The 19,186-nt window shown below is 60.8% G+C and carries 17 protein-coding genes and 1 pseudogene; 9 read left to right on the top strand and 9 right to left on the bottom strand.

Annotated features, from left to right (window positions below; all coding sequences use genetic code 11):
* Positions 1–71 precede the first annotated feature (71 nt).
* Positions 72–575: a pantetheine-phosphate adenylyltransferase gene (coaD, locus tag METAC_RS0102650; RefSeq protein WP_026605846.1), complete on the bottom strand. Its 504-nt coding sequence runs from the start codon at positions 573–575 to the stop codon at positions 72–74.
* A gap of 49 nt (positions 576–624) precedes the next feature.
* Complete coding sequence (locus tag METAC_RS0102645) at positions 625–1,662, bottom strand: NAD(P)/FAD-dependent oxidoreductase (RefSeq protein WP_026605845.1); 1,038 nt, start codon at positions 1,660–1,662, stop codon at positions 625–627.
* A 359-nt stretch (positions 1,663–2,021) separates the two neighbouring features.
* Here METAC_RS0102645 and METAC_RS0102635 point away from each other — a divergent pair, with 359 nt between their 5' ends.
* From METAC_RS0102635 to METAC_RS0102615, 5 genes are all read left to right on the top strand, one after another.
* Positions 2,022–3,041, top strand: coding sequence for an NAD(P)H-dependent glycerol-3-phosphate dehydrogenase (locus tag METAC_RS0102635; protein WP_036255232.1), 1,020 nt, complete (start codon positions 2,022–2,024; stop codon positions 3,039–3,041).
* 76 nt (positions 3,042–3,117) lie between these two features.
* Positions 3,118–3,531 carry an EVE domain-containing protein gene (locus tag METAC_RS0102630; RefSeq protein WP_026605842.1) on the top strand — a complete coding sequence of 138 codons (414 nt, stop codon included), beginning with the start codon at positions 3,118–3,120 and terminating at the stop codon, positions 3,529–3,531.
* Between the two features lie 114 nt (positions 3,532–3,645).
* The gene (locus METAC_RS0102625; protein WP_026605841.1) at positions 3,646–4,242 is read left to right on the top strand and encodes a TetR/AcrR family transcriptional regulator; all 597 of its coding nucleotides are present in this window, start codon (positions 3,646–3,648) and stop codon (positions 4,240–4,242) included.
* Between the two features lie 93 nt (positions 4,243–4,335).
* Positions 4,336–5,499, top strand: coding sequence for a YncE family protein (locus METAC_RS0102620; RefSeq protein ID WP_026605840.1), 1,164 nt, complete (start codon positions 4,336–4,338; stop codon positions 5,497–5,499).
* A gap of 299 nt (positions 5,500–5,798) precedes the next feature.
* Positions 5,799–6,014: a hypothetical protein gene (locus METAC_RS0102615; RefSeq protein ID WP_026605839.1), complete on the top strand. Its 216-nt coding sequence runs from the start codon at positions 5,799–5,801 to the stop codon at positions 6,012–6,014.
* 88 nt (positions 6,015–6,102) lie between these two features.
* Here METAC_RS0102615 and METAC_RS0102605 read toward each other — a convergent pair whose 3' ends face one another.
* Positions 6,103–6,837 carry a hypothetical protein gene (locus METAC_RS0102605; RefSeq protein WP_156898080.1) on the bottom strand — a complete coding sequence of 245 codons (735 nt, stop codon included), beginning with the start codon at positions 6,835–6,837 and terminating at the stop codon, positions 6,103–6,105.
* 655 nt (positions 6,838–7,492) lie between these two features.
* Here METAC_RS0102605 and METAC_RS21995 point away from each other — a divergent pair.
* Entirely contained in the window at positions 7,493–8,344 is an 852-nt protein-coding gene (locus tag METAC_RS21995) for an AraC family transcriptional regulator (RefSeq protein ID WP_245257411.1), read from the top strand.
* Between the two features lie 188 nt (positions 8,345–8,532).
* On the opposite strand, the gene ahcY is transcribed toward METAC_RS21995, so the two are convergent.
* The gene (ahcY, locus tag METAC_RS0102595) at positions 8,533–9,939 is read right to left on the bottom strand and encodes an adenosylhomocysteinase (protein ID WP_026605837.1); all 1,407 of its coding nucleotides are present in this window, start codon (positions 9,937–9,939) and stop codon (positions 8,533–8,535) included.
* A 181-nt stretch (positions 9,940–10,120) separates the two neighbouring features.
* Here ahcY and METAC_RS0102590 point away from each other — a divergent pair, with 181 nt between their 5' ends.
* On the top strand, positions 10,121–10,354 hold the full coding sequence (locus METAC_RS0102590; protein WP_026605836.1) for a hypothetical protein: 234 nt from the start codon (positions 10,121–10,123) through the stop codon (positions 10,352–10,354).
* On the opposite strand, the gene METAC_RS0102585 is transcribed toward METAC_RS0102590, so the two are convergent.
* The gene (locus METAC_RS0102585; RefSeq protein ID WP_026605835.1) at positions 10,355–11,611 is read right to left on the bottom strand and encodes a glycosyltransferase; all 1,257 of its coding nucleotides are present in this window, start codon (positions 11,609–11,611) and stop codon (positions 10,355–10,357) included.
* Positions 11,612–11,839: 228 nt separating this feature from the next.
* Here METAC_RS0102585 and METAC_RS0102580 point away from each other — a divergent pair, with 228 nt between their 5' ends.
* Both METAC_RS0102580 and METAC_RS0102575 read left to right on the top strand, forming a co-directional pair.
* Positions 11,840–12,715, top strand: coding sequence for a hypothetical protein (locus METAC_RS0102580; RefSeq protein ID WP_026605834.1), 876 nt, complete (start codon positions 11,840–11,842; stop codon positions 12,713–12,715).
* Positions 12,716–12,754: 39 nt separating this feature from the next.
* Positions 12,755–13,900, top strand: a complete 1,146-nt coding sequence (locus tag METAC_RS0102575; protein ID WP_026605833.1) for an LptF/LptG family permease — start codon at positions 12,755–12,757, stop codon at positions 13,898–13,900.
* Between the two features lie 255 nt (positions 13,901–14,155).
* Here METAC_RS0102575 and METAC_RS0102565 read toward each other — a convergent pair whose 3' ends face one another.
* From METAC_RS0102565 to METAC_RS26970, 4 genes and pseudogenes are all read right to left on the bottom strand, one after another.
* The gene (locus tag METAC_RS0102565; RefSeq protein WP_026605832.1) at positions 14,156–14,614 is read right to left on the bottom strand and encodes a PTS sugar transporter subunit IIA; all 459 of its coding nucleotides are present in this window, start codon (positions 14,612–14,614) and stop codon (positions 14,156–14,158) included.
* A 98-nt stretch (positions 14,615–14,712) separates the two neighbouring features.
* The gene (locus METAC_RS0102560; RefSeq protein WP_026605831.1) at positions 14,713–15,411 is read right to left on the bottom strand and encodes a response regulator; all 699 of its coding nucleotides are present in this window, start codon (positions 15,409–15,411) and stop codon (positions 14,713–14,715) included.
* Entirely contained in the window at positions 15,408–18,119 is a 2,712-nt protein-coding gene (locus tag METAC_RS0102555; RefSeq protein ID WP_026605830.1) for a sensor histidine kinase, read from the bottom strand. The genes METAC_RS0102560 and METAC_RS0102555 overlap by 4 nt, the downstream gene beginning before the upstream one ends.
* 470 nt (positions 18,120–18,589) lie before the next feature.
* A pseudogene (locus tag METAC_RS26970) lies at positions 18,590–19,183 on the bottom strand (K(+)-transporting ATPase subunit C); the annotation flags it as partial.
* Between the last annotated feature and the right edge of the window lie 3 nt (positions 19,184–19,186).

Genomic DNA, 19,186 nt, shown 5'->3' with positions numbered 1-19,186 from the left:
TGGCGAAGCTCTCGTATTCTGTCTCGGCGCATAGCCGACCCGAACCGGCGTCGCCTCGCTTGAAAATTCTTCTAACTCGCGCCGCGCCGCTTTGCGGCGAGCGCGCGGGCGACGAGATCCGGCACGAAGGAAGACGGATCGCCGCCAAGACTTGCGATCTGGCGCACCAATGTCGCCGTAATGTGACGGACCGCGGGAGAGGCCGCGAAAAACACCGTCTTGACCTCCGGCGCCATCGCCGCATTCATGCTGGCCATCTGGATCTCATAATCGAAGTCCGAACCGTCGCGCAGCCCCCGCACGAGAAGCGTCGCGCCCGCCGCACGCGCGGCCTCGACCGCAAGGCCCGAAAAAGTCTGCACCCGAATCCGGCAAGGCTTCGCGGCGAAAAGCCCTCCGCATACGGCCTCGACCAGCGTGACGCGCTCCTCCACGCTGAACATGGGCGTCTTGCCTGGATTGACGCCGAGCGCGACGATCAATTCGTCGCAAATCGCCGCCGCGCTTTCTATGACGTCGAGATGACCATTGGTCAAAGGATCGAAGGAGCCCGTGTAGAGCGCGACTCGGATCATATGATCGCTCCGCTCGGGTAGGCGCAAAGGAGCGTCTCGGACGCGCGGCTCAATGAACGCCAAGCTTCTTTTGCAGGTTGGAGGAAGAGGTCGTGTATTGGAACGTCAATCTCTTGTCCGGATAGACGTAGCGATGCGCCTTTTGCGCCGCCAGGGATCCTTCGTGAAAGCCGCAGAGAATGAGCTTCAGCTTGCCCGGATAATGGTTGATGTCGCCAATCGCGAAGATCCCCGGAATATTCGTCTCGAATTTCTCGGTGTCGACTGGAATCAGATTCTCATGGAGATTGAGCCCCCATTCGCCGATCGGGCCGAGCTTCATCGTGAGCCCGAAGAAGGGAATGAGCCTTTCGCAAGCGATCTCGCGCGCAGACCCATCGGCGGCCTTGAGCGTGGCGGCTGAAAGCTCGCCCGCCTCGCCGCTAAGGCCGACGATCTGGCCGATATGCAAATCGATCAGGCCCGCGCCAACCAGCTCCCGCATACTGTTGACCGAATGCGGCGCGCCGCGAAATTCGTCGCGGCGGTGGACGAGGGTCAGCCGCTTAGCGATCGGCTGCAGATTGAGCGTCCAGTCGAGAGCCGAATCGCCGCCGCCGATGATGACGACATTCTTGTCGCGGAACTCGTCCTTCTTGCGCACGGCGTAGAAAACCGATTTCGCCTCATAGGCCTCGATCCCGTCGATCGGCGGCTTCTTCGGCAGGAAGGAGCCGCCGCCCGCGGCGACGATGACGACCTTGCATTCGAAGCTGAGGCCGCCGCTGGCGCGCACGCGGAACAAGGGCGCGTCAGGGGTCCCCAGAACCTCCAGCGCCTCGACGATCTCGCCATAATGGAAGGTCGGATTGAACGGCGCGATCTGCTCAAGAAGCTTGTCGACGAGCCCCTGCCCCGTCACGAACGGATGACCTGGAATGTCATAGATCGGCTTTTCTGGATAGAGCTCCGCGCATTGGCCGCCGGGCTTCGGCAGAATGTCGACCAAATGGCATTTGATGTCGAGCAGGCCCAGCTCGAAAACCGCGAAGAGCCCAGCCGGCCCGGCGCCGACAATGACGACGTCGGTCTTGATGCTTTCGGTCATTCCTGGCTCCAAGCGCCATGCGAGAAGGCTCGCGCTCCCGCCGCCCATGCTTGCGCGGCGGAGCGGCTTTCGTCAAACGCCAACCGGCGTGGATGATTTGCTGCAACGCGCGGTCGCGCCTCGGTCGGCCAGACTGCGGAATGGATTGATCGCGCCCGCGGCTCGGCGCAATTTCGCGCCAGGGCGGACGATTTGGCCATATCACGCCGGACCGAAGACACAAGGCCGTTGGCGACAGGCCTTGCGCCGGACATAACGCCTTGCGCGCGACATATCAAAAAAATACCGTTAAGTCGGAGCAACCCCAAATCTCCGGCAAAGCGGCTCGAAGCAGCCCATCCAAGGGAGAACCATCGGCAATGGTGATAGCGGCCGACCGGCGAATCGCGGTTCTCGGCGCCGGAGCATGGGGCACCGCCCTGGCCAATCTCGCCGCCCGCGCAAACAGCGACGCAATCGTGTCGCTTTGGGCGCGCGACGCTGCTCATGTGGCCGAAATGGCGGCGACCGGCGTCAACGCGCGCCATCTACCTGGCATTCCTCTCCTGTCCAATGTTCATCCGACCGCCGAGCTCGTTGAGGCTCTGGAGGCAGACGTTATTTTCGCCGTGGTTCCGGCCCAGACATTGCGCCAAGTTCTGGAGACCGCCGCACCGCTGATCGCTAAGGGCGCCCCGGTCATCGTCTGCGCCAAGGGGATAGAGCACGCCACAGGGCTTTTTCTCAGCGAGGTCGTGGCTCAGATCCTGCCGGAAAACCCGCCTGCCATCCTTTCCGGCCCGAGCTTTGCGCTGGATGTCGCACAGGGTCTGCCGACCGCCGTCACCCTCGCGGCGCAGGACGGCGATCTCGCCGCAAGGCTTTCGAGCCTGCTCGCGACCCCTTGGTTTCGGCTCTATTCCTCGACCGATTTGCGCGGGGTGGAGATCGGCGGCGCCGCCAAAAATGTGCTCGCCATCGCCAATGGCATAGCCGCCGGGCGCGGCCTCGGCGCGAGCGCCGGCGCGGCGCTGGTCGCGCGCGGCTTTGCCGAGCTCAGCCGATTCGGCCGGGCCTTCGGCGCCGAGCCTGGCACGCTGATGGGCCTTTCCGGCCTCGGCGATCTCGTTTTGACCTGCACCTCGCCCATGTCTCGGAATTATTCGCTCGGCGTTTCGCTCGGCCGCGGTCTCGGAGTCGCGGAAGCCGCGCAACGCGGCGGCCTAGCGGAGGGCGCGCAAACCTGCGGAATTCTGGTCGACCTCGCCCGGGCCAAAGACGTGGATATGCCGATCGCGGCCGCGGTCGACGCCGTGCTCGCCGAGCGGATCACCATTGACGAGGCGATCGCCGCGCTGCTCGCGCGGCCGTCGAAAGCCGAGTCGGGCGATTTGAGCTGAGCGACTCGAGGACGCCCCTCTTCCCAGCAATGTTGGAAATGGTCTAGCTTTGCGCGCAAGCGGAGAAGCGAGATCCATGGCGCATTGGCTGATCAAGAGCGAGCCCAATAAATGGTCCTGGGCCGACCAGGTCGCCGCGGGCGCGGCCGGCACTTTTTGGAATGGCGTGCGCAACCATACTGCCAAGCAATATTTGATGGCGATGAAGCTCGGCGACGAAGCCTTCTTCTATCACTCGAACGAGGGCAAGGAGATCGTCGGGATCGTCGAGGTCATCAAGCTTTTTTATCCCGATCCCTCCGACGCCAGCGGCAAGTTCGGCATGGTCGACGTGCGCGCGGTCAAGCCTCTAAAGAAGCCGGTCTCCCTCGTCGCCATCAAGGCCGATCCGCGCCTGAAGGACATGGTGCTCGTCAATAATTCGCGGCTCTCGGTCCAGCCGGTCACCGATGCGGAATGGAAGATCATCTGCAAGGAAGGCGGCGCCTGACGCCAAGCCAGACCGGGCTTCGCCCATTGGACTTTGCAATTTGAATCAGGCCGCGCTCCGCTCCCGACGACGAGCTTGCTTGACTCATAAGACGACTGGTCGTATTTAGATCGTATGTCTCCGCAATGGAATGTCGAAGCCACCAGACTCGCTGTCCTCGACCAGGGTTTGGCCCTGATCATGAGGAACGGCTATCATGGCACGGGCTTAAGCGACATATTGGCCGCCGCCAAAGTTCCTAAAGGATCATTCTACCATTACTTTGCAAGCAAAGAGGATTTCGGCGTCCAGGTCATCGCCCATTACATTGATCCTTTCATCAAACAGCTGAACTGCTGCATCGATGCGCCGGAACATGACGCGCTGACCGCCCTCAAATCCTATTTCCTGAGCCAGATCGAAGATTTGCAAAGCAAGAATTTCGAAGGCGGTTGCCTGCTCGGCAATTTGATGGGCGAAATCGGCGACACAAGCGAAGCGGCGCGCGCTGCGCTGAAGGAAGCCGTGGACCGCTATCGCGACGCCTTGGAGGCGGGCCTGGATCGCGCGCAGCGGGAAGGATCGGTCCGGCTGGACAAGACAGCACGATCTCTCGCGGATCTGCTCATCGATGCTTGGCAAGGGGCCTTGCTGCGCATGAAGATCGAGCATTCGGCCCGACCCCTGCAGCGCTTTCTCGACGAGATTCTCTTGGATTACTGCGCGTCTTAAGTTTTATCCGACTAAAAGTCGACCGGTCGTATTTAGCAGCGTCGCGACCGCCATCAGCCTCCGAACGAAGCGCCTCACCGAAAGGACAAAATCATGTCGAGAAGAATCATTATGGCCGCGGCGTTAGGCGCGGGCATCGCCGTCTCGACGACGGCGCATAGCGAGATCCTCGCCATGCTGAATTATGAAAGCAAGCCGACGGAAACCGTGCGCAAGGAGGGCATAGCGGTCATCGACGTTGATCCCGCCTCGCCGAATTTCAATACGATCGTCAAGAACATTCCCCTTCCGCCCGACCTTGTCGCGCATCATATTTTCTACAATCGCGATCTTTCCAAAGCCTATGTCACGGCGCTCGGCCAGAGCGTGCTCACGATTTTCGATCTCAAGTCTTTTCCGGACGTCAAGAAAATCGTCGATATCCCGGACTGCAAGGTTGGGGAAGACATTGTCTTTTCCAAGGACAGGCGAACTTGGTACCTGACCTGCATGGGCTCCAGCAATATCGTGGTCGGCGACGCGCAGACGGACAAGGTCCGTAGCGTGATTTCAGCCCCCGCGCCCACGAGCCCCTTCATCAAGACGCCGCATGGGCTCGCTCTCAATGATGAGATTGACCGGATCATCGTAACGAGCACTGTCCGGCCGTCCGATCTCAAGGACCCCGGCGAAACCGTGACGGTCATTGAGGCCAGTTCGCAAAAGCTGCTCTCGACCCACAAACTGTCGAACAAGCCTTCCCCTTCGGGCGAAGCGCCTGTCGAGGTCGCCTTTGCGCCGGGCCGCGCGCCTGCCCTGGCCTATATCAACACTATGTATGGCGGGACCTTATGGACCGCGCTTTGGCGGCCGGAAACAAAGGATTTCGCCTTCCAGCAGGCCTTCGATTTCGGGGCCGAGCAGCAAGGCGTTCCCCTAGAATTCGCCTTCAATGAGAAGGCCGACCGGCTCTATGTCACGACGGCGAAGCCCGGCTATCTCAATATATTCGACATTGGCGGCGACCCCTTGCATCCAAAACTGATCAAGAGCATTCCCGCCGCCGCCGGCGCCCATCATATCGCTTTTTCCCCGGATGGACGCTACGCCTTCGTGCAGAACAGCCTGCTAAATCTACCGGATATGAGCGACGGTTCGGTGACCGTGATCGATCTCGAAAAAAACGCGGCGGTGGCGGTCGTCGACGTTTTGAAAAAAGCGGGGTTCAACCCCAATTGCATCATTCTGCTGCCGAAATGGTATCGAGACGAAGGCTGACATAGGGCTCGACGCGGTTGCCGTGCAGCCGCAACTCCCGGCCGCAATTCGCAAATCAAAATCGCCCATTTAATTTATGGCGGACTCGGGCAAAGCGTCACAAAGAGGTCCTTCGCGACGCAACCATATCTCCTGCTCGAGCGTTGGAGCCTTAGCCGATGGGTCGCGATCTTCCTGGAGGATGCAATCCCACCGCGCAGATACGATCGCGGTCTTGATCACTCAATGACCGGCTAAAGTTATTTGGCGGGAAAGAAATCTTTAACGCTCCAACAGCTCGTTACAATCGGGGATGGCATATGACTCGAATAGAAACCCTCGGCCTCGTGCTCGGCAGCGCCTTGCTCTTGAGTTGCGAGCCGGCCGCCGCGGCGCTCCCGCCTGCGAATCTGGCGAATATTTCAGAGTACTCAAATTATGACGAGCCCGTCGTGCAGGTCGTGACCCGCGCTGGAGTCGCTCATCGATCGGCGCGCCGGACCTCGCGTCGGGTCTATCGTCGCCACGGCTATTGAACAAGACCGAGCAATTGGCCGAATTGAAATCGGCTGAAGGCGGCGGTCGTCTCGCCTTCAGCCCCGGGTTGCGTTTCTATGCGGCGCTTTAAGATCCGGCCAAGAAGGTGATCACCAGCGTCTGACCGGCCAAGCATTCGGAATTCGGCTGCGGCGACGGGGTCGGCCAAAAATAAGCGTTGTCGCAGACCGGAGAATTACCGACGCAGTTCGCCGTCGGGACTCCGCAATTGCTGGGATAATTCGCATTTCCAAACGGAATATTGCTCGGCGGACCCTTGCACGTATAGGTGGGTTGTCCCTGGCAGGCGAGAGACACCGGGAGATTATAGGCCGCGCCGCCGGTGTCCTGGCAATGGTTCTGCCTCCAGGCGCTCGGCGTGCAATTTTGCGGAATGACGCTGATGTCGTACCAGACGCAGGTGCTCTGCGACGTCGGATAGCAAACCCCGCTGGATCCAGTGCCGAAATTCGTTTCCACCATGGTTTGATTGTGGGTTTGCGCCAAGTTGCAGTTCGGCGTCTGACCTACAGGCACCTGATTCGTGAAGGCGCAAAAGCGGGTGATGCCTGCGGCGGCGGGCACGGACGCCGTGCAAGTCGTTCCTTTCGGAATCACGACCTGATAATTTACGACCGAGCAATTCCCGCTCCACGTAATCTGGCCGGGCGTTTGAGTCGCATAGTCAGTGAACGCCACATAAATCGTATTCGCGTTATTATTGGTCACGCTGACATTGACGTTCGCGTTCGCTCCGAGGACGCGCGGATTGCACGCCTTGGTGGCGATGGCGCGGTCGCCGGGATCGGCGATGTCAATCACGTTCCCATTCTGATCCTGATATCGCGGCTCGCCCGCGCCCCCGGTGGGACATAGCAAGACCCAATCCGTCCCCGCCGCCAAGGCGACTTGCGGGCGCCCGACCCCACAAGCAATCGCTAGAACGAGAAACAGGAGGCAGCAGGAGGAAGCCGCCGTCTCACCCCGACCGCTCAGGCCAGCGGAACAGCGGAACAAGCTGTCGAGCCACGCGAAGATTGAAGCAACCCTTGCCGATGATATTTGCCGTTCCAAAGGCTTTCCCCCTGCTCTTTGCGGAATTGGTCGGCGGCGCCGCAATGGCTCCGATTCGACCTCACTATAGTAGCGCAGGCCGACCTGAAGATGGATGATAAATATTCATATTTCATAGACAAGACGGCTGGTTGCTCGCGAACCACTTTCTGATTGCGGACATATCGTCTGAATGGCGGGCATCGCCCCGCGCGCAGCAGCCCAGACTGTGCGCTTTTGGCGTCTATCGTTAGAGTTCCAAAGCCGATGCCCTGGGCGCGTCTGGCGTCGATCTTAATCGCGCAGCGGAGCAAGGACGATTGCGCAGCGACCCGTTGAGACAGCAATTTCAGTCAAGACAGCAGGGCCAGATTCTGACACTTTGCGAAAATGGAATTCAAGACCTCCACCAAGGAACGCAACTATGCGCAACGCATCAGCCGCGTACTTGATTATATTGATACGCATTTGGATAGAAACCTTACTGTTGACGCTCTCAGCAACGTCGCAGGTTTTTTCGAAATATCACTTTCACAGGCAGTTTTCAGAATATTGCGAGATAAGCATCGCCCGATATATTCAGCTCATGAGGCTCAAAAGAGCTTCATATCGATTGGCCTTTAATCCTCTCGCGCCGATTATCGACATTGCGTTGGATTCAGGATTTGAAAACCCTGAATCCTTCTCCCGCGCTTTCAAGAATACATTTGATCAAACGCCGAGCGAATTCCGCAAAAAGCCCGATTGGGCTTCGTGGAGCAGACGCTGTCAGATTCCGATCCCGGCCCGCGAAAGGACGAACAAAATGGAAGTTAGAATTGTCAATGTCGAGCCTATTTTGGTTGCGGCGCTTGAGCACAAGGGCTCGCCTGCCTCGCTCAATGATTCAGTCCAGCGGTTTATCGAATGGCGAAAGGCGACTGGTCTTTCGCCCGTCAACAAATGCCAAACCTATGGCGTCCCCCATAATGACCCGAATGTGACTCCGCCTGATGAATTCCGCTTCGACATTTGCGGTTCGCTGATGGAATCCGCGCCCGGCAATCCGCACGGAATTGTCATGAAGACAATCCCCGGCGGCCGCTGCGCCGTGGTCACGCACGCAGGTTCGCGAGAGAGGATCAGCGAAAGCGTCTATGAGCTTTATAGACAATGGCTCCCGAACAGCGGCGAAGAACTACGGGACTTCCCCGTCTATTTTCACTATTTGAATCTCGACCATGACACGCCGGAGCATCAGCATCTGACCGATATTTATTTGCCTTTGAAGTCGTGAGTTTTTTGGCACCCTAAGGAGTGGAACTGCAAAGTAGATGCGTTCATGATCATCAATCCACCGCGCGGGGGCGCTCGTCATCTGCTTTGACTCAGCTCTTCAATGACATGAAATGCAAAGGGCCGCCCGAAGGCGGCCCTTGTTAGCGTGGAACACGTGGCCTGTTTCAACTGCGCGCGACACAAGACTCAATAGCGGTAATGGTCCGGCTTGAATGGGCCGGTTTGCGGCAGCCCGAGATAGCTTGCTTGCTGGTCCGAAAGCTTGGTGAGCTTGACGCCGAGCTTGTCGAGATGCAGCGCCGCGACCTTTTCATCGAGATGCTTGGGCAGGGTGTAGACCTTGCGGGCGTAATGGCCCTGCTTGGTCCAAAGCTCCATCTGCGCCAACACCTGATTGGTGAAGGAGGCCGACATCACGAAGGACGGATGGCCGGTGGCGTTGCCGAGATTGACGAGGCGGCCTTCCGACAAAAGGATGATGCGCTTGCCGTCGGCGAATTCGATCTCGTCCACTTGCGGCTTCACATTGTGCCATTTCAGGTTGCGCAGCGCGGCCACCTGAATTTCCGAGTCGAAATGGCCGATGTTGCAAACGATGGCGCGGTCCTTCATCGCCCGCATATGGTCGAGCGTGATGACGTCCACGTTGCCGGTGCAGGTCACGAAGATGTCCGCACGGGGCGCCGCATCTTCCATCGTGGTGACCTCGTAGCCCTCCATCGAGGCCTGCAAGGCGCAGATCGGATCGATCTCGGAGACGAGCACACGGGCGCCTGCATTGCGCAGCGAGGCGGCCGAGCCTTTGCCCACGTCGCCGAATCCCGCGACCATGGCGACTTTGCCGGCCATCATCACGTCGGTGCCGCGGCGAATGCCGTCGACGAGGGATTCGCGGCAGCCGTAGAGATTGTCGAACTTCGACTTGGTGACCGAATCGTTGACGTTGATCGCAGGCCAGAGAAGCTTGCCTTCCTTCTCCATGATATAGAGGCGATGGACGCCGGTAGTTGTCTCCTCGCTCACGCCGCGGATCGCGTCGCCGATCTTGCCGTACCAACCGGGGTTTGACGAAAGGCGGCGCTTGATAGCGGCGAAGAGGACTTCCTCTTCCTCATTGGTCGCCTTGTCGAGAAAAGCCACATCGCCTGCCTCGGCGCGAATGCCGAGATGAATAAGCAAAGTGGCGTCGCCGCCATCGTCCAGAATGAGGTTCGGCGCGCCGCCGTCGCCCCATTCAAAGATCTTATGGGTATATTCCCAATAATCGTAGAGGCTCTCCCCCTTGCGGGCGAAGACCGGAATGCCGGCGGCGGCGATCGCGGCGGCGGCGTGGTCCTGGGTCGAATAAATATTGCACGAGGCCCAGCGGATGTCGGCGCCGAGCGCCTTCAAGGTCTCGATCAATGCGGCGGTCTGGATCGTCATATGCAGCGAGCCGGCGATCCGCGCGCCTTTGAGCGGCTGGCTCGGCCCGAATTCGGCGCGGGTCGCCATCAGGCCGGGCATTTCCGTTTCCGCGATCGCGAGTTCCTTGCGGCCCCAGTCGGCGAGGCCGATGTCGGCGATGGCGTAATCATTAAACGAATGGGTCATGGACTTTTGACGCTCCAGAATGACGACGCCGGCTCTATAGCAGGCCCGCCGACCGACGGCAATAAAGATATAAGCAACTCTTTATGTCCAGACTCGGCGACCCTGCCCCGCGAGCCATCTCCGCCGACTATGGAATTTGCCCGGCGCGTTATAGGCTTGCGGGAGAATCGAGGAGACGCGCATGGCCGAGCCTAAAGAGATTGAAAATTTCGTCGCCCACGCGATCAAGGCGCGCATTCTGGACGGAAGCGGGAATCTGAGCGAGGTCGCGGTGCGCGACGGCGTCCTGCAGGTTACCTTCTCGGGCGTCAGCGACGACACCCATGTGCTCGAGACCCTGAGCGGCGCGATGCTGGATTTGCGCCTCCAATTGGAGGTCGTGCCCGAACTCGACGTACACATTCGGCGCGGCTGATCAAGCGGCGAAAAAAGGCGCGGAGAGCTTCAGCAGCGCCTTTCGATAAGCCTCGAACGAAAAGATGCGCTCATAGGCCCCGCGCGTGTCCGCGCGGGCGCGGTCCGTCAGCGCCTCGGCTTTGGAGGCCGCCGCGCGCCGCAACGCCGCCGCAAACCCTGCCGCGTCGGACGCCAGCGCGACATTGGCGAAGGTGGCCGGATCGAGCCCTGAGCCCCGGAAGGCGTGCGGCGTCGCGATCAAGGGCGCACCGCTCGATAGGGCCTCGATCATCTTGATCGATATTCCATGCCCTTGCGTCGTCGGAAGCAAGATAGCGGCGGCGTTGCGATAGGCGGCGTCGAGATCGTCGATTCGTCCGTGAAAAAGCGCGGCGTGCTTGCTCAAAAGGCTCGGCGCGCGGAGCTTGAATGCGCCCTTGATATTGCCGAGGATCTTCACCGAGACCTCCGGCGCGAGGGGAAGCACCTCGGTCAGAAACCAGGACACATCGAGAAAATTGGCGTAATTGGCGCTGGCGATCATGATGAGATCGTCCCCGCCCGGCCCGGCGGAAATCGGCGCCACCGCGGGATAGACCAGGGCGTGCCTGGCTTCCGGCAAGAGCTTCTGGAAGGCCGCCGCCTCGTCCTTGTTCAAATGAACCAGCAGGTCAGCCGCCTTCATCGCCTCAAGCTCGATTGCGAGCATGTCCTCGAAACGCGCCGGCGGCTTCAAGGTCCAGCCGGCTTCATTGCGCAGCACATATTGACGGGCCTGAAGATCATGGCTGTCGAGCAGCACCGGGCAATGATGTTTCTCGCGCAGGCGAAGCGCCGCCGGCATGCAAAAGAAATGATTGCAATGGATCAGATCAATCCGGGGCCAAGCTGCGAGCGCATCGGGAATCGCGGCGAGCTTCGTCGTCTCGATCAGGATCGAAGCGAAATCGCCATGCAGCCATTTTCGGGCGGCGCGAAGAAAATCGACCTCCAGGACGCGCAGCAACGGCATGCCCGCGAAAAAGCGCACATCAGCTTCGAGATCGCCGCTCGCCGCGAGATAGGCCGTGTGCTGGCCGGAGCCAGCCGTCGCGCCGGGCGCATCGGCGACTGCCAAGCTCAAGACCGACGCGCCGAGACTTCGATAGGCCTGCGCCTGCGAGACAAAAACCTGATGGCTGCCGCAGGAATGCCAAGCCGGATGCGCAAGAAGAACAGTTTTTCCGGCGAGCGGACGGTCCGCCCCCGTCGCGTCGCCCTCAGAGTCTTGATCCATGGTCCTCATCAATGTACATCGAGCCGCATGCAAAATCTTCCGCATGCCGGCGGCTGGTCCGTCTGAAATGACTTTGCCGGCCTTCGGCCGTCTCCGTTCGGCCCGCCGGACGGAGATTTGACATCGACGACCGCCGCTCTCTCCGGCGTCGTTCGACCCTGCCGAACCAAGTCGAGCAAGACGGCTCGGCTTACTCCGCCCCGCAACACGCCCCGAGCCCCATCCCCTATGCGCGAAGCCCCGCCGCAAGACCAAGCTTCACCGAAATTCTCCGCAGCCAAGTCCTATGGAGTCGCGATCGTCGCGAATGACCGCATCTCCGATTGGCTTTTGCCCTTTCTCGAAAGCTATCGCGCCACAAATGCGGCGACTCCGCTCTATCTCATTCCCTACGACGACAATCTTGCTTTGACCAGACGCGCAGCCGAAGTCTATGGGGCCCATCTCGTCACGGAAGATTCGCGCGATCTCGACGCTTTGGCGAAGCGCCTTTACCCCTTTTTTCCGAAGCATCGTCGACGCCTTCGAAAATTTCTCTCCCTCGCCCTGCCGCTGGACGAAGTCCTCTATATCGACGTCGACACGATCTTGTTTCGCGACGTGAGCGAGATCTTCGGCCGTCTGGAGCCCGGCAAGGTCGACTTCATCATGGCGTCCACGAGCGACGAATATGTCTATAATACAAAGAGCGAGAAATATGATTTTCTGCGCGACGCCCGGCGCTTCAACGACGGCTTCTTCCTGACCTCGAACAAGATCCTGTCGCTGCAGGACTTTTACAAAGTCATCGCCGAGGACGGAAGGATCTTCCATTCGGTGCGCAAACGCGGCATGCTGTTCGCGCAGCCCTTGAGCAATTTCGTGGCCCATAGGCGGCAACTGAAGATCGCCTCTCTCGCCGAATGCGTAGCTGGAGCCTCGGACGAAAGCTTCTACAAGGTGACGGCGGTAAGCTTCGACGACGAGCGCCGGCCGCGCGATTGGGTCGGCGATCGGATTTTCTTCGCCCATTGGGCCGGCGCGACCTCGCTGCCCTCCGATCGCGTCTTCGACGCCGCATGGCGTGAACATGCGCGCGCGGCGGCGGCGCGCATGAAAATCTGATCTCGGACGCTTGCCGAGCGCCGCTTTCCGGAGCCTGCGATGCCGCGCCTCCTTACTTTATATCTCGTCCAACGGATCGCCGTCCTAGCCTTGCTGATCGAGGCTGGCCTTTGCATTCCCGTCGTCCTCGCCTCTCTCTTCCATCAGCTTCCGGCCGCCGCCATGAGAGGAGGCCTTTTCCTTCCGGCTCTTTACGGCACGCTGCCGACGGTCCTTTACGTCGCCTTGCCAATGGCCGTCGGAATCGCGGTGGCGCTCGAATTCTCCCGCATGTCCTCCGAAGGCATGGTCGCCGTTCTTTATTCCTTGCGCCTCTCAGTCTGGTCGCTCTGCGTCCCCGCCTGCCTCGTCGCGTCCGTCGCCGTCGTCTTCGGCTATTGGATCTCGACGGTCGTCGCGCCCGCCAATGTCGGCAAGATGCATGACGTGATCTATGTGATTCAGAACTCGCTCAATCATCGCATGCTCGAGCCCGGTCGATTCTACCATTTGGACAATGGCTATCGCACCTTATATTTCGAGCGCTGGCGCTCCGTCGACGTGGCGACCGGCATGTATATTCGGCAATTCTCTCCCGAAAAGAACGAAGAGCAGATCATCAACGCCGCCGTGACGGAGTTCCGCCGCAATGAGACCGGCGTCGTGATGATTTTGAGCAATGGCTCGATTCAAACGCGCGCCGAGAATGGCGCGACCATGCAAAGCGCCAATTTCGACGAATATGTCATTCCGATCAACATGCAGGGCGCCAGCGGGCTGCCCAAGCGCGATTGGCGCGGCGCCTTCGAGCTGACGTTCAGCGAATTTTTCCCCGGACGTCCCGGTCCCGATCTCGGACCACGCCGATACGCCGAATGGATGAGCGAAGGGACCAAGCGCTTCGCCATCCCGATCCTGGCGCTTGCCCATTCGCTGCTCGCGATCGGGCTTATCCTGAACTTCTGCTCGGCGACGGGCCGCGCGTCAGCGGCTGGGACGGTCATTATCGCGCTGATCCCGATCATTCACATCGCGTTCATGGTAGGCGCCGAAAGTCTGGTGCGCCAGAACACCCAGCTCGTCTGGCTCATCGCCTCCGCGATCGTCGCCGAATTCATGATCGCGCTGTTGCTGATCGAACGCCAGAATGCAAGCTTTCCACTTCTCAGGACCCGCCCCCGCCAGTTGGCGGGTCGCGAGGGCTAGAAAGACGCGACCGAGCCTTCCGACGTCGACGAGTCCAGCTGATCGCCGGTCAGTCCCTGCGTTTCAATTGCAAATCGAAAGGCGCGCGACAAGTCTATCCGCGAACCACAGCGCGAGCAATCCCGCGGCGCGTTGCGCTACGTTCTCATCGCTTCCGCGGTAGGGGCGAAGCATACAGATGTCTGAAAATTCGGATCGAAAGCGCGCATGGAATCCCTCGATCAGTTTCAGTCCGACCCCGTCCGGGCCTGTGATCTAACGCGAATGCTGCGGATCGCAGATGAGCCCGCAAAGCGCCGCCGAGCTCGCCGCCTTGCGTAAGCTCGCCGCGAATTCGCGGTCGCGCAAATGCCTGGAAACGGCGGCGAGCGCGGCGAGATGCTCGCCGCCCGCCGTCGCCGGGATCAGCAGAAGGAAGACGAGGTCGACGGGCTTGCCGTCGATCGACTCGAAGTGAATCGGCCGGTTGAGCCGCGCGAACATGCCAAAAAAGCGGTCGAGGCCCGGAATCCGGGCGTGAGGGAGCGCAAAGCCTTCTCCGAGCCCCGTCGAGCCGAGGTCTTCACGCGCAAGAAGAGCGTCAGAAATGACTTGCGCGTCGAGATTGAGCTGAGCGGCCGCGCGACCCGCGAGATCGCGAAGCAATTGCTCCTTGTTCGTCGCGCGGGCCGCGAAAACCACTCGGCTCGGGTCGATAAGGTCGGCGAGATCCATGAAATTGCCTTCGCAAGAATTCCTGAGCAAGTCTAGATCACGATGATTTACGGCGGGATGCAGGCGGAAAGCCCAACTCCTCTATTTTCCTATCCTGTTCAATTCGGCTCGCGCAGACGATACCCGACGCCGGTTTCAGTGAGAATGTGCTTCGGCCGCTCGGGATCCGCCTCAATCTTCTGACGCAGGGCGCGAATATAGATCCTCAGATATTGCACGTCTGCGTCCCCGCCCCAAATCTCACGCAACATGAAACGATGCGTGAGGACCTTGCCGGCATGCGCCACCAGCAGGCGCAAGACCTCATATTCGCGTGGCGAAAACTTGACCTCCTCGCCGCGCACGGTCACGATCCGCCGGACGAGATCGACGCAAAGGTCGCCGGCGTAAAATAAGGGCTTTTCCCCGGCCTGCTGCAGGCGATGCCTTTGCGCCATGCGGATGCGCGCAAGCAATTCGTCGATTCCAAACGGCTTGGTCACATAATCGTCGGCTCCGAGATCAAGCGCCTTGACCTTGGCGTCCTCGTTCTCCCGGCTCGAAAGAATAATGATCGGCAATGTTCCGCCACTCTCCCTGATCCGTCGGACGATCTCGAATCCGTCCATGTCGGGTAGGCCGAGATCGAGAACGATGAGATCCGCCGCGTCTCTGAGCGCCAATCGCAAAGCCGTGGCCCCGTCGGCGGCTTCTGAGACGACATAGCCCTGGCTTTCCAGGCTAGGGCGCAAGAAGCGAAGGATCGCAGGCTCGTCGTCGACGACAAGAACGCGAAGCGGACCTGCGCGCTGGGTCATCGGGCGCCCTTAGCGCCGGGATTCGCTTCGTCCCGGGCGGGAAGCGTGATGGTGAAAAGGGCGCCTCGCCGGTCAATTCTGTTTCCGGCCGTGATCGATCCGCCCATGGCCTCGACGAACCCGCGGCAGATCGCCAGGCCTAGACCGGTGCCGGCGCGTTGCCGGTCGGCCCGTCGGACCCTGTAGAATTTGTCGAAAATTTTGTCGAGATCCGCATCTGGGATCCCCTCCCCTTCGTCGAGGACTCGGATGACGACGCTCTTGTCTTCGCGTCGAGCTGTGATCGTGATCTGGGAATGCAGCGGCGCATATTTGGCGGCATTGTCGAAAAGATTGAACAAAACCTGCTCCATCAACACCATATCGATCTCGAGCATCGGCAGACCGTCTTCGAGTCGAATTGAAACCTCGTGATTCTGGAGAATTTTCGCCGCTCGTTGCAAGGTCGCGCCGATGACGTCCGAGAGATCCGTCGGCGTCGTCTGGGGCCTGAGCGGCCCGGATTCGAGCCGCGTCATGTCGAGCAGATTGCCAATGAAGCGATTGAGCCTCTCCGCCTCTTCCTGAATGGTGCGCATGAGGCTCGCCCGAACCTGCTCATCGAACTCCTGCCCATGGCTGACGAGGCTCGTCGCCGAGCCGATAATCGACGCGAGCGGCGTGCGCAAATCATGCGAGATCGAGGTGAGAAGCGCGCTGCGCAGGCGTTCCGTCTCCTCCGCCAGGCGGGCGCGATCGATTTCCCGCGCGAGATTGACCCTGTCGATGGCGAGCGCCGCCTGATCCGACAACGCATCGAAGAGGCGCGACTCTTCCGGAGTCAATAGAAGCCCCGGCGCGTCGCGGTCGACGCCCACCACGCCGACGGCGCCGCGTCCGGTGCGCAAAGGCATGAAGCGGCGCTTCGCGCCCGGCAATGTGTCCGCGCCCCGTCCCGTCGGCTGGTTCTTTTCAAAGCACCAGCGCGCCGCGGCAAGATCGGCGTCGTCGAGCGCATCCTCCGGCGGAAACCCAGCCTTGACCGCGAGACCGCCATCCTCGGGCAGCAACAGAACCACGCGCACCTTCAACATCAAGGCGATCTGATGGGCGGTCGCCCACAGCACGTCGTCAAGCGCAGCGACGCCCGCGAGCTTGCGGCTGAAGAGATAGAGCTCCTCCGTGATGCGCGCCTTTTGTCGCGCCGCGATCGCCTGGGCGCGCAGCCGCGCGCCGAGATTGCTCGCGATGATCGCGACGGCGGCGAAAAAGAACAACGCGACCACATTTTCCGGGTCGGTGATCGTAAACGTGTAGAGCGGCGGCAGGAAAAAGAAATTATAGGCGAGTAGGCTGACGAGACAGGCCAGCAAGGACGCCCACAAGCCATAGGTCACGGCGCTCGCCAGAATCGCCAAGAGATAGGACAGAGCGACATTGGACACGCCGAGCGTCTGGCGCAGGAAAATGGCGATGAGAGTCGCCGCCACGACGAAGGAAAGGCTCGCCAAATAGGCTTTGACGTCGCTCGGAGCCTTTTCCGCCGCCGTCTTGTTGGTCCCGGGGTCGACGGCGGCGTTCCGATCGGCCGGGCGCGCGATGACATGCACGCTCACATCGCCGACGATTCGGATCAGCTTCTGACTGAAAGTCCCGCGAAAAAAATCGCGCCAGAACCTGCGCTCAGACTTGGCGATAATAATATGGGCGAAATTATTGGCGCGCGCATATTCGGCGACTGTGTCGGCGACGTCCTGGCCGGGAATCGAGATTGCTTCCGCTCCGAGCCTTTGCGCCAAGCGCAGAGTCTGCGCGACGCGGTCCCTCTCGGCCTCGCTCATCCGGGCGTCAGCCGGAGTCTCAACATGGATCGCGGCCCATCGCCCGCGCAAGCGATCCGCCATGCGCTTGGCGTAGCGCACGACCGAATTGCCGGCTTTCGCCGCGTCGACGAGAACGAGCACCTGCTCTCCGGCCGGCCACGGGCCTTCGATCGCGTGAAGGCGCATGTAGTCGACCATCTGCTCGTCGACCCGCTGCGCGGTCCGACGCAACGCAAGCTCCCGCAGCGCCGTGAGATTGCCGGGCGAGAAATAATGCTGGACGGCCCGCTGCGCCTGATCCGGCACATAGACCTTTCCTTCATGGAGGCGCTCGATCAGATCTTCCGGCGTGAGATCGACGACCTCGATGTCATTGGCGCGGTCGATGATCGAATCCGGGACCGTCTCGCGAACCCGGACGCGCGTGATTCTGGCGACGACGTCGTTGAGGCTCTCGACATGTTGGATGTTCAGCGTCGTGTAGACGTCGATCCCTGCGGCGAGCAGCTCCTCGACGTCCATATAGCGCTTCGGATGGCGGCTCTCCGGCGCATTGGTGTGGGCGAGCTCGTCGACCAGAACCAATCTCGGCCGCCGCGCGAGAATAGCGTCGAGATCCATCTCGGTGAGGCCATGGCCGCGATAGGAGATGCTTCGGCGCGGGACAATCTCAAGCCCTTGCAGGAGCGCTTCCGTCTCCTTGCGCCCATGCGTCTCGACGACGCCGACGACGACGTCGAGGCCCTCGACCTTCTTGGCGCGCGCCGTCGTCAGCATTTCATAGGTCTTGCCGACGCCGGGCGCCGCGCCGAGAAAGATCTTCAGCCGGCCCTGCTCGCATTGCTGCGCATCACGCAGAAGCGCGTCGGGCGAGGGCCTCCGCTCAGCGCTGTCGCGTTTCTCCATATTCGTCTGCGCTTTCGCTCAGAAAGGTTTCGCGCCCGAGCGGGCAAAATAATGCGTCAGCCTTTTAGGCGTTTTTTGCATTCCTTCCAATAATCTGTCCATTTCAGGCCGCCGTTCGAATTTGTGGCGGCATTTGCGCGATATTGGTCGGTGCAGGTTTTGAGGCGCGCGATCCCCGGCTTTTCCGCGGCATGGGCGACCGCGATTTCGGACGGAAATATGGGTCCCGGCTTTGGCGCCGCCGTCTCGGACTGCGCCATGGAAGGAGCCGGCGACTCAGCGGCGACTTTCGGCGCCGGCGCCTCGACCGCAGCCGACGCAGCGGCCGGAGCCACCCGCTCTTCCTCGACCATGGTCCCTGCGGCTGCGGCGGATTCCTCCTTTGGCTCCGCTGCGGGAGCCGCAGCGAGCGAACTAGGCTCGGCTGCTGGCGCTCCCGCCTCCCCGGCTCGGCTCTCCTGAATTGGGAAGGCCTTGTCGAGCGCGAGATTGAGCTTCAGCACATTCACATGCGGCTCGCCGAGGACACCCAAAAATCGGTTGGTCGTGTTGTCGGCGACCAGGCGACGCAATTGCTCGTCCGAGATCTTGCGCGCCTTGGCGACCCGCGGAACCTGGAAGAGCGCCGCCGCGGGGGTGACGTCCGGATCGAGGCCGCTTGCCGACGTCGTCACGAGATCGACGGGCACGGGCGCGGCGGGGTTTTGCGCGGCGAGCGCCTCTGCATCCGCCTTCACCCGATCGACGAGCGCCTTCGAGGTCGGTCCTAGATTGGACCCGCCCGAATTCGCGGCGTTATAGGGCGCCGGCACGGTCTTGGTCGAATCATTGGGGTCCGTATCGGTCGTCGCCGAGGGCCGGCCGTGGAAATAGCCGTCCGAGGTGAAGTTCTGCCCGATCAGTTCGGATCCGATGATCTTTCCGTCGCGCTCGATGAGGCTTCCATTGGCCTGATGCGGAAAGAGTCGCTGAGCTATTCCCGTCATCGCGAGCGGATAGGCGAGCCCTGTCAGGGCGGTCAGGATAACCGTCAGCATGACGGCGGGAAGCAAATGCTTGATCATGTT

The sequence above is a fragment of the Methylocapsa acidiphila B2 genome, assembly GCF_000427445.1.
GTDB lineage: Bacteria > Pseudomonadota > Alphaproteobacteria > Rhizobiales > Beijerinckiaceae > Methylocapsa > Methylocapsa acidiphila.
This window is presented reverse-complemented; position numbering and strand designations above follow the sequence as displayed.

Bases quoted from the DNA above. Each gene is read 5' to 3' on its own strand.
- METAC_RS0102575 (WP_026605833.1), top strand. From the start codon at position 12,755: ATGCCGCGCCTCCTTACTTTATATCTCGTCCAACGGATCGCCGTCCTA.
- ahcY (WP_026605837.1), bottom strand. From the start codon at position 9,939: ATGACCCATTCGTTTAATGATTACGCCATCGCCGACATCGGCCTCGCC.
- METAC_RS0102615 (WP_026605839.1), top strand. From the start codon at position 5,799: ATGACTCGAATAGAAACCCTCGGCCTCGTGCTCGGCAGCGCCTTGCTC.
- METAC_RS0102580 (WP_026605834.1), top strand. From the start codon at position 11,840: ATGCGCGAAGCCCCGCCGCAAGACCAAGCTTCACCGAAATTCTCCGCA.
- METAC_RS0102555 (WP_026605830.1), bottom strand. From the start codon at position 18,119: ATGGAGAAACGCGACAGCGCTGAGCGGAGGCCCTCGCCCGACGCGCTT.
- METAC_RS0102635 (WP_036255232.1), top strand. From the start codon at position 2,022: ATGGTGATAGCGGCCGACCGGCGAATCGCGGTTCTCGGCGCCGGAGCA.
- METAC_RS0102625 (WP_026605841.1), top strand. From the start codon at position 3,646: ATGTCTCCGCAATGGAATGTCGAAGCCACCAGACTCGCTGTCCTCGAC.
- METAC_RS0102590 (WP_026605836.1), top strand. From the start codon at position 10,121: ATGGCCGAGCCTAAAGAGATTGAAAATTTCGTCGCCCACGCGATCAAG.
- METAC_RS0102560 (WP_026605831.1), bottom strand. From the start codon at position 15,411: ATGACCCAGCGCGCAGGTCCGCTTCGCGTTCTTGTCGTCGACGACGAG.
- METAC_RS0102565 (WP_026605832.1), bottom strand. From the start codon at position 14,614: ATGGATCTCGCCGACCTTATCGACCCGAGCCGAGTGGTTTTCGCGGCC.
- METAC_RS21995 (WP_245257411.1), top strand. From the start codon at position 7,493: ATGCGCAACGCATCAGCCGCGTACTTGATTATATTGATACGCATTTGG.
- METAC_RS0102620 (WP_026605840.1), top strand. From the start codon at position 4,336: ATGTCGAGAAGAATCATTATGGCCGCGGCGTTAGGCGCGGGCATCGCC.
- METAC_RS0102630 (WP_026605842.1), top strand. From the start codon at position 3,118: ATGGCGCATTGGCTGATCAAGAGCGAGCCCAATAAATGGTCCTGGGCC.
- METAC_RS0102645 (WP_026605845.1), bottom strand. From the start codon at position 1,662: ATGACCGAAAGCATCAAGACCGACGTCGTCATTGTCGGCGCCGGGCCG.
- METAC_RS0102585 (WP_026605835.1), bottom strand. From the start codon at position 11,611: ATGGATCAAGACTCTGAGGGCGACGCGACGGGGGCGGACCGTCCGCTC.
- coaD (WP_026605846.1), bottom strand. From the start codon at position 575: ATGATCCGAGTCGCGCTCTACACGGGCTCCTTCGATCCTTTGACCAAT.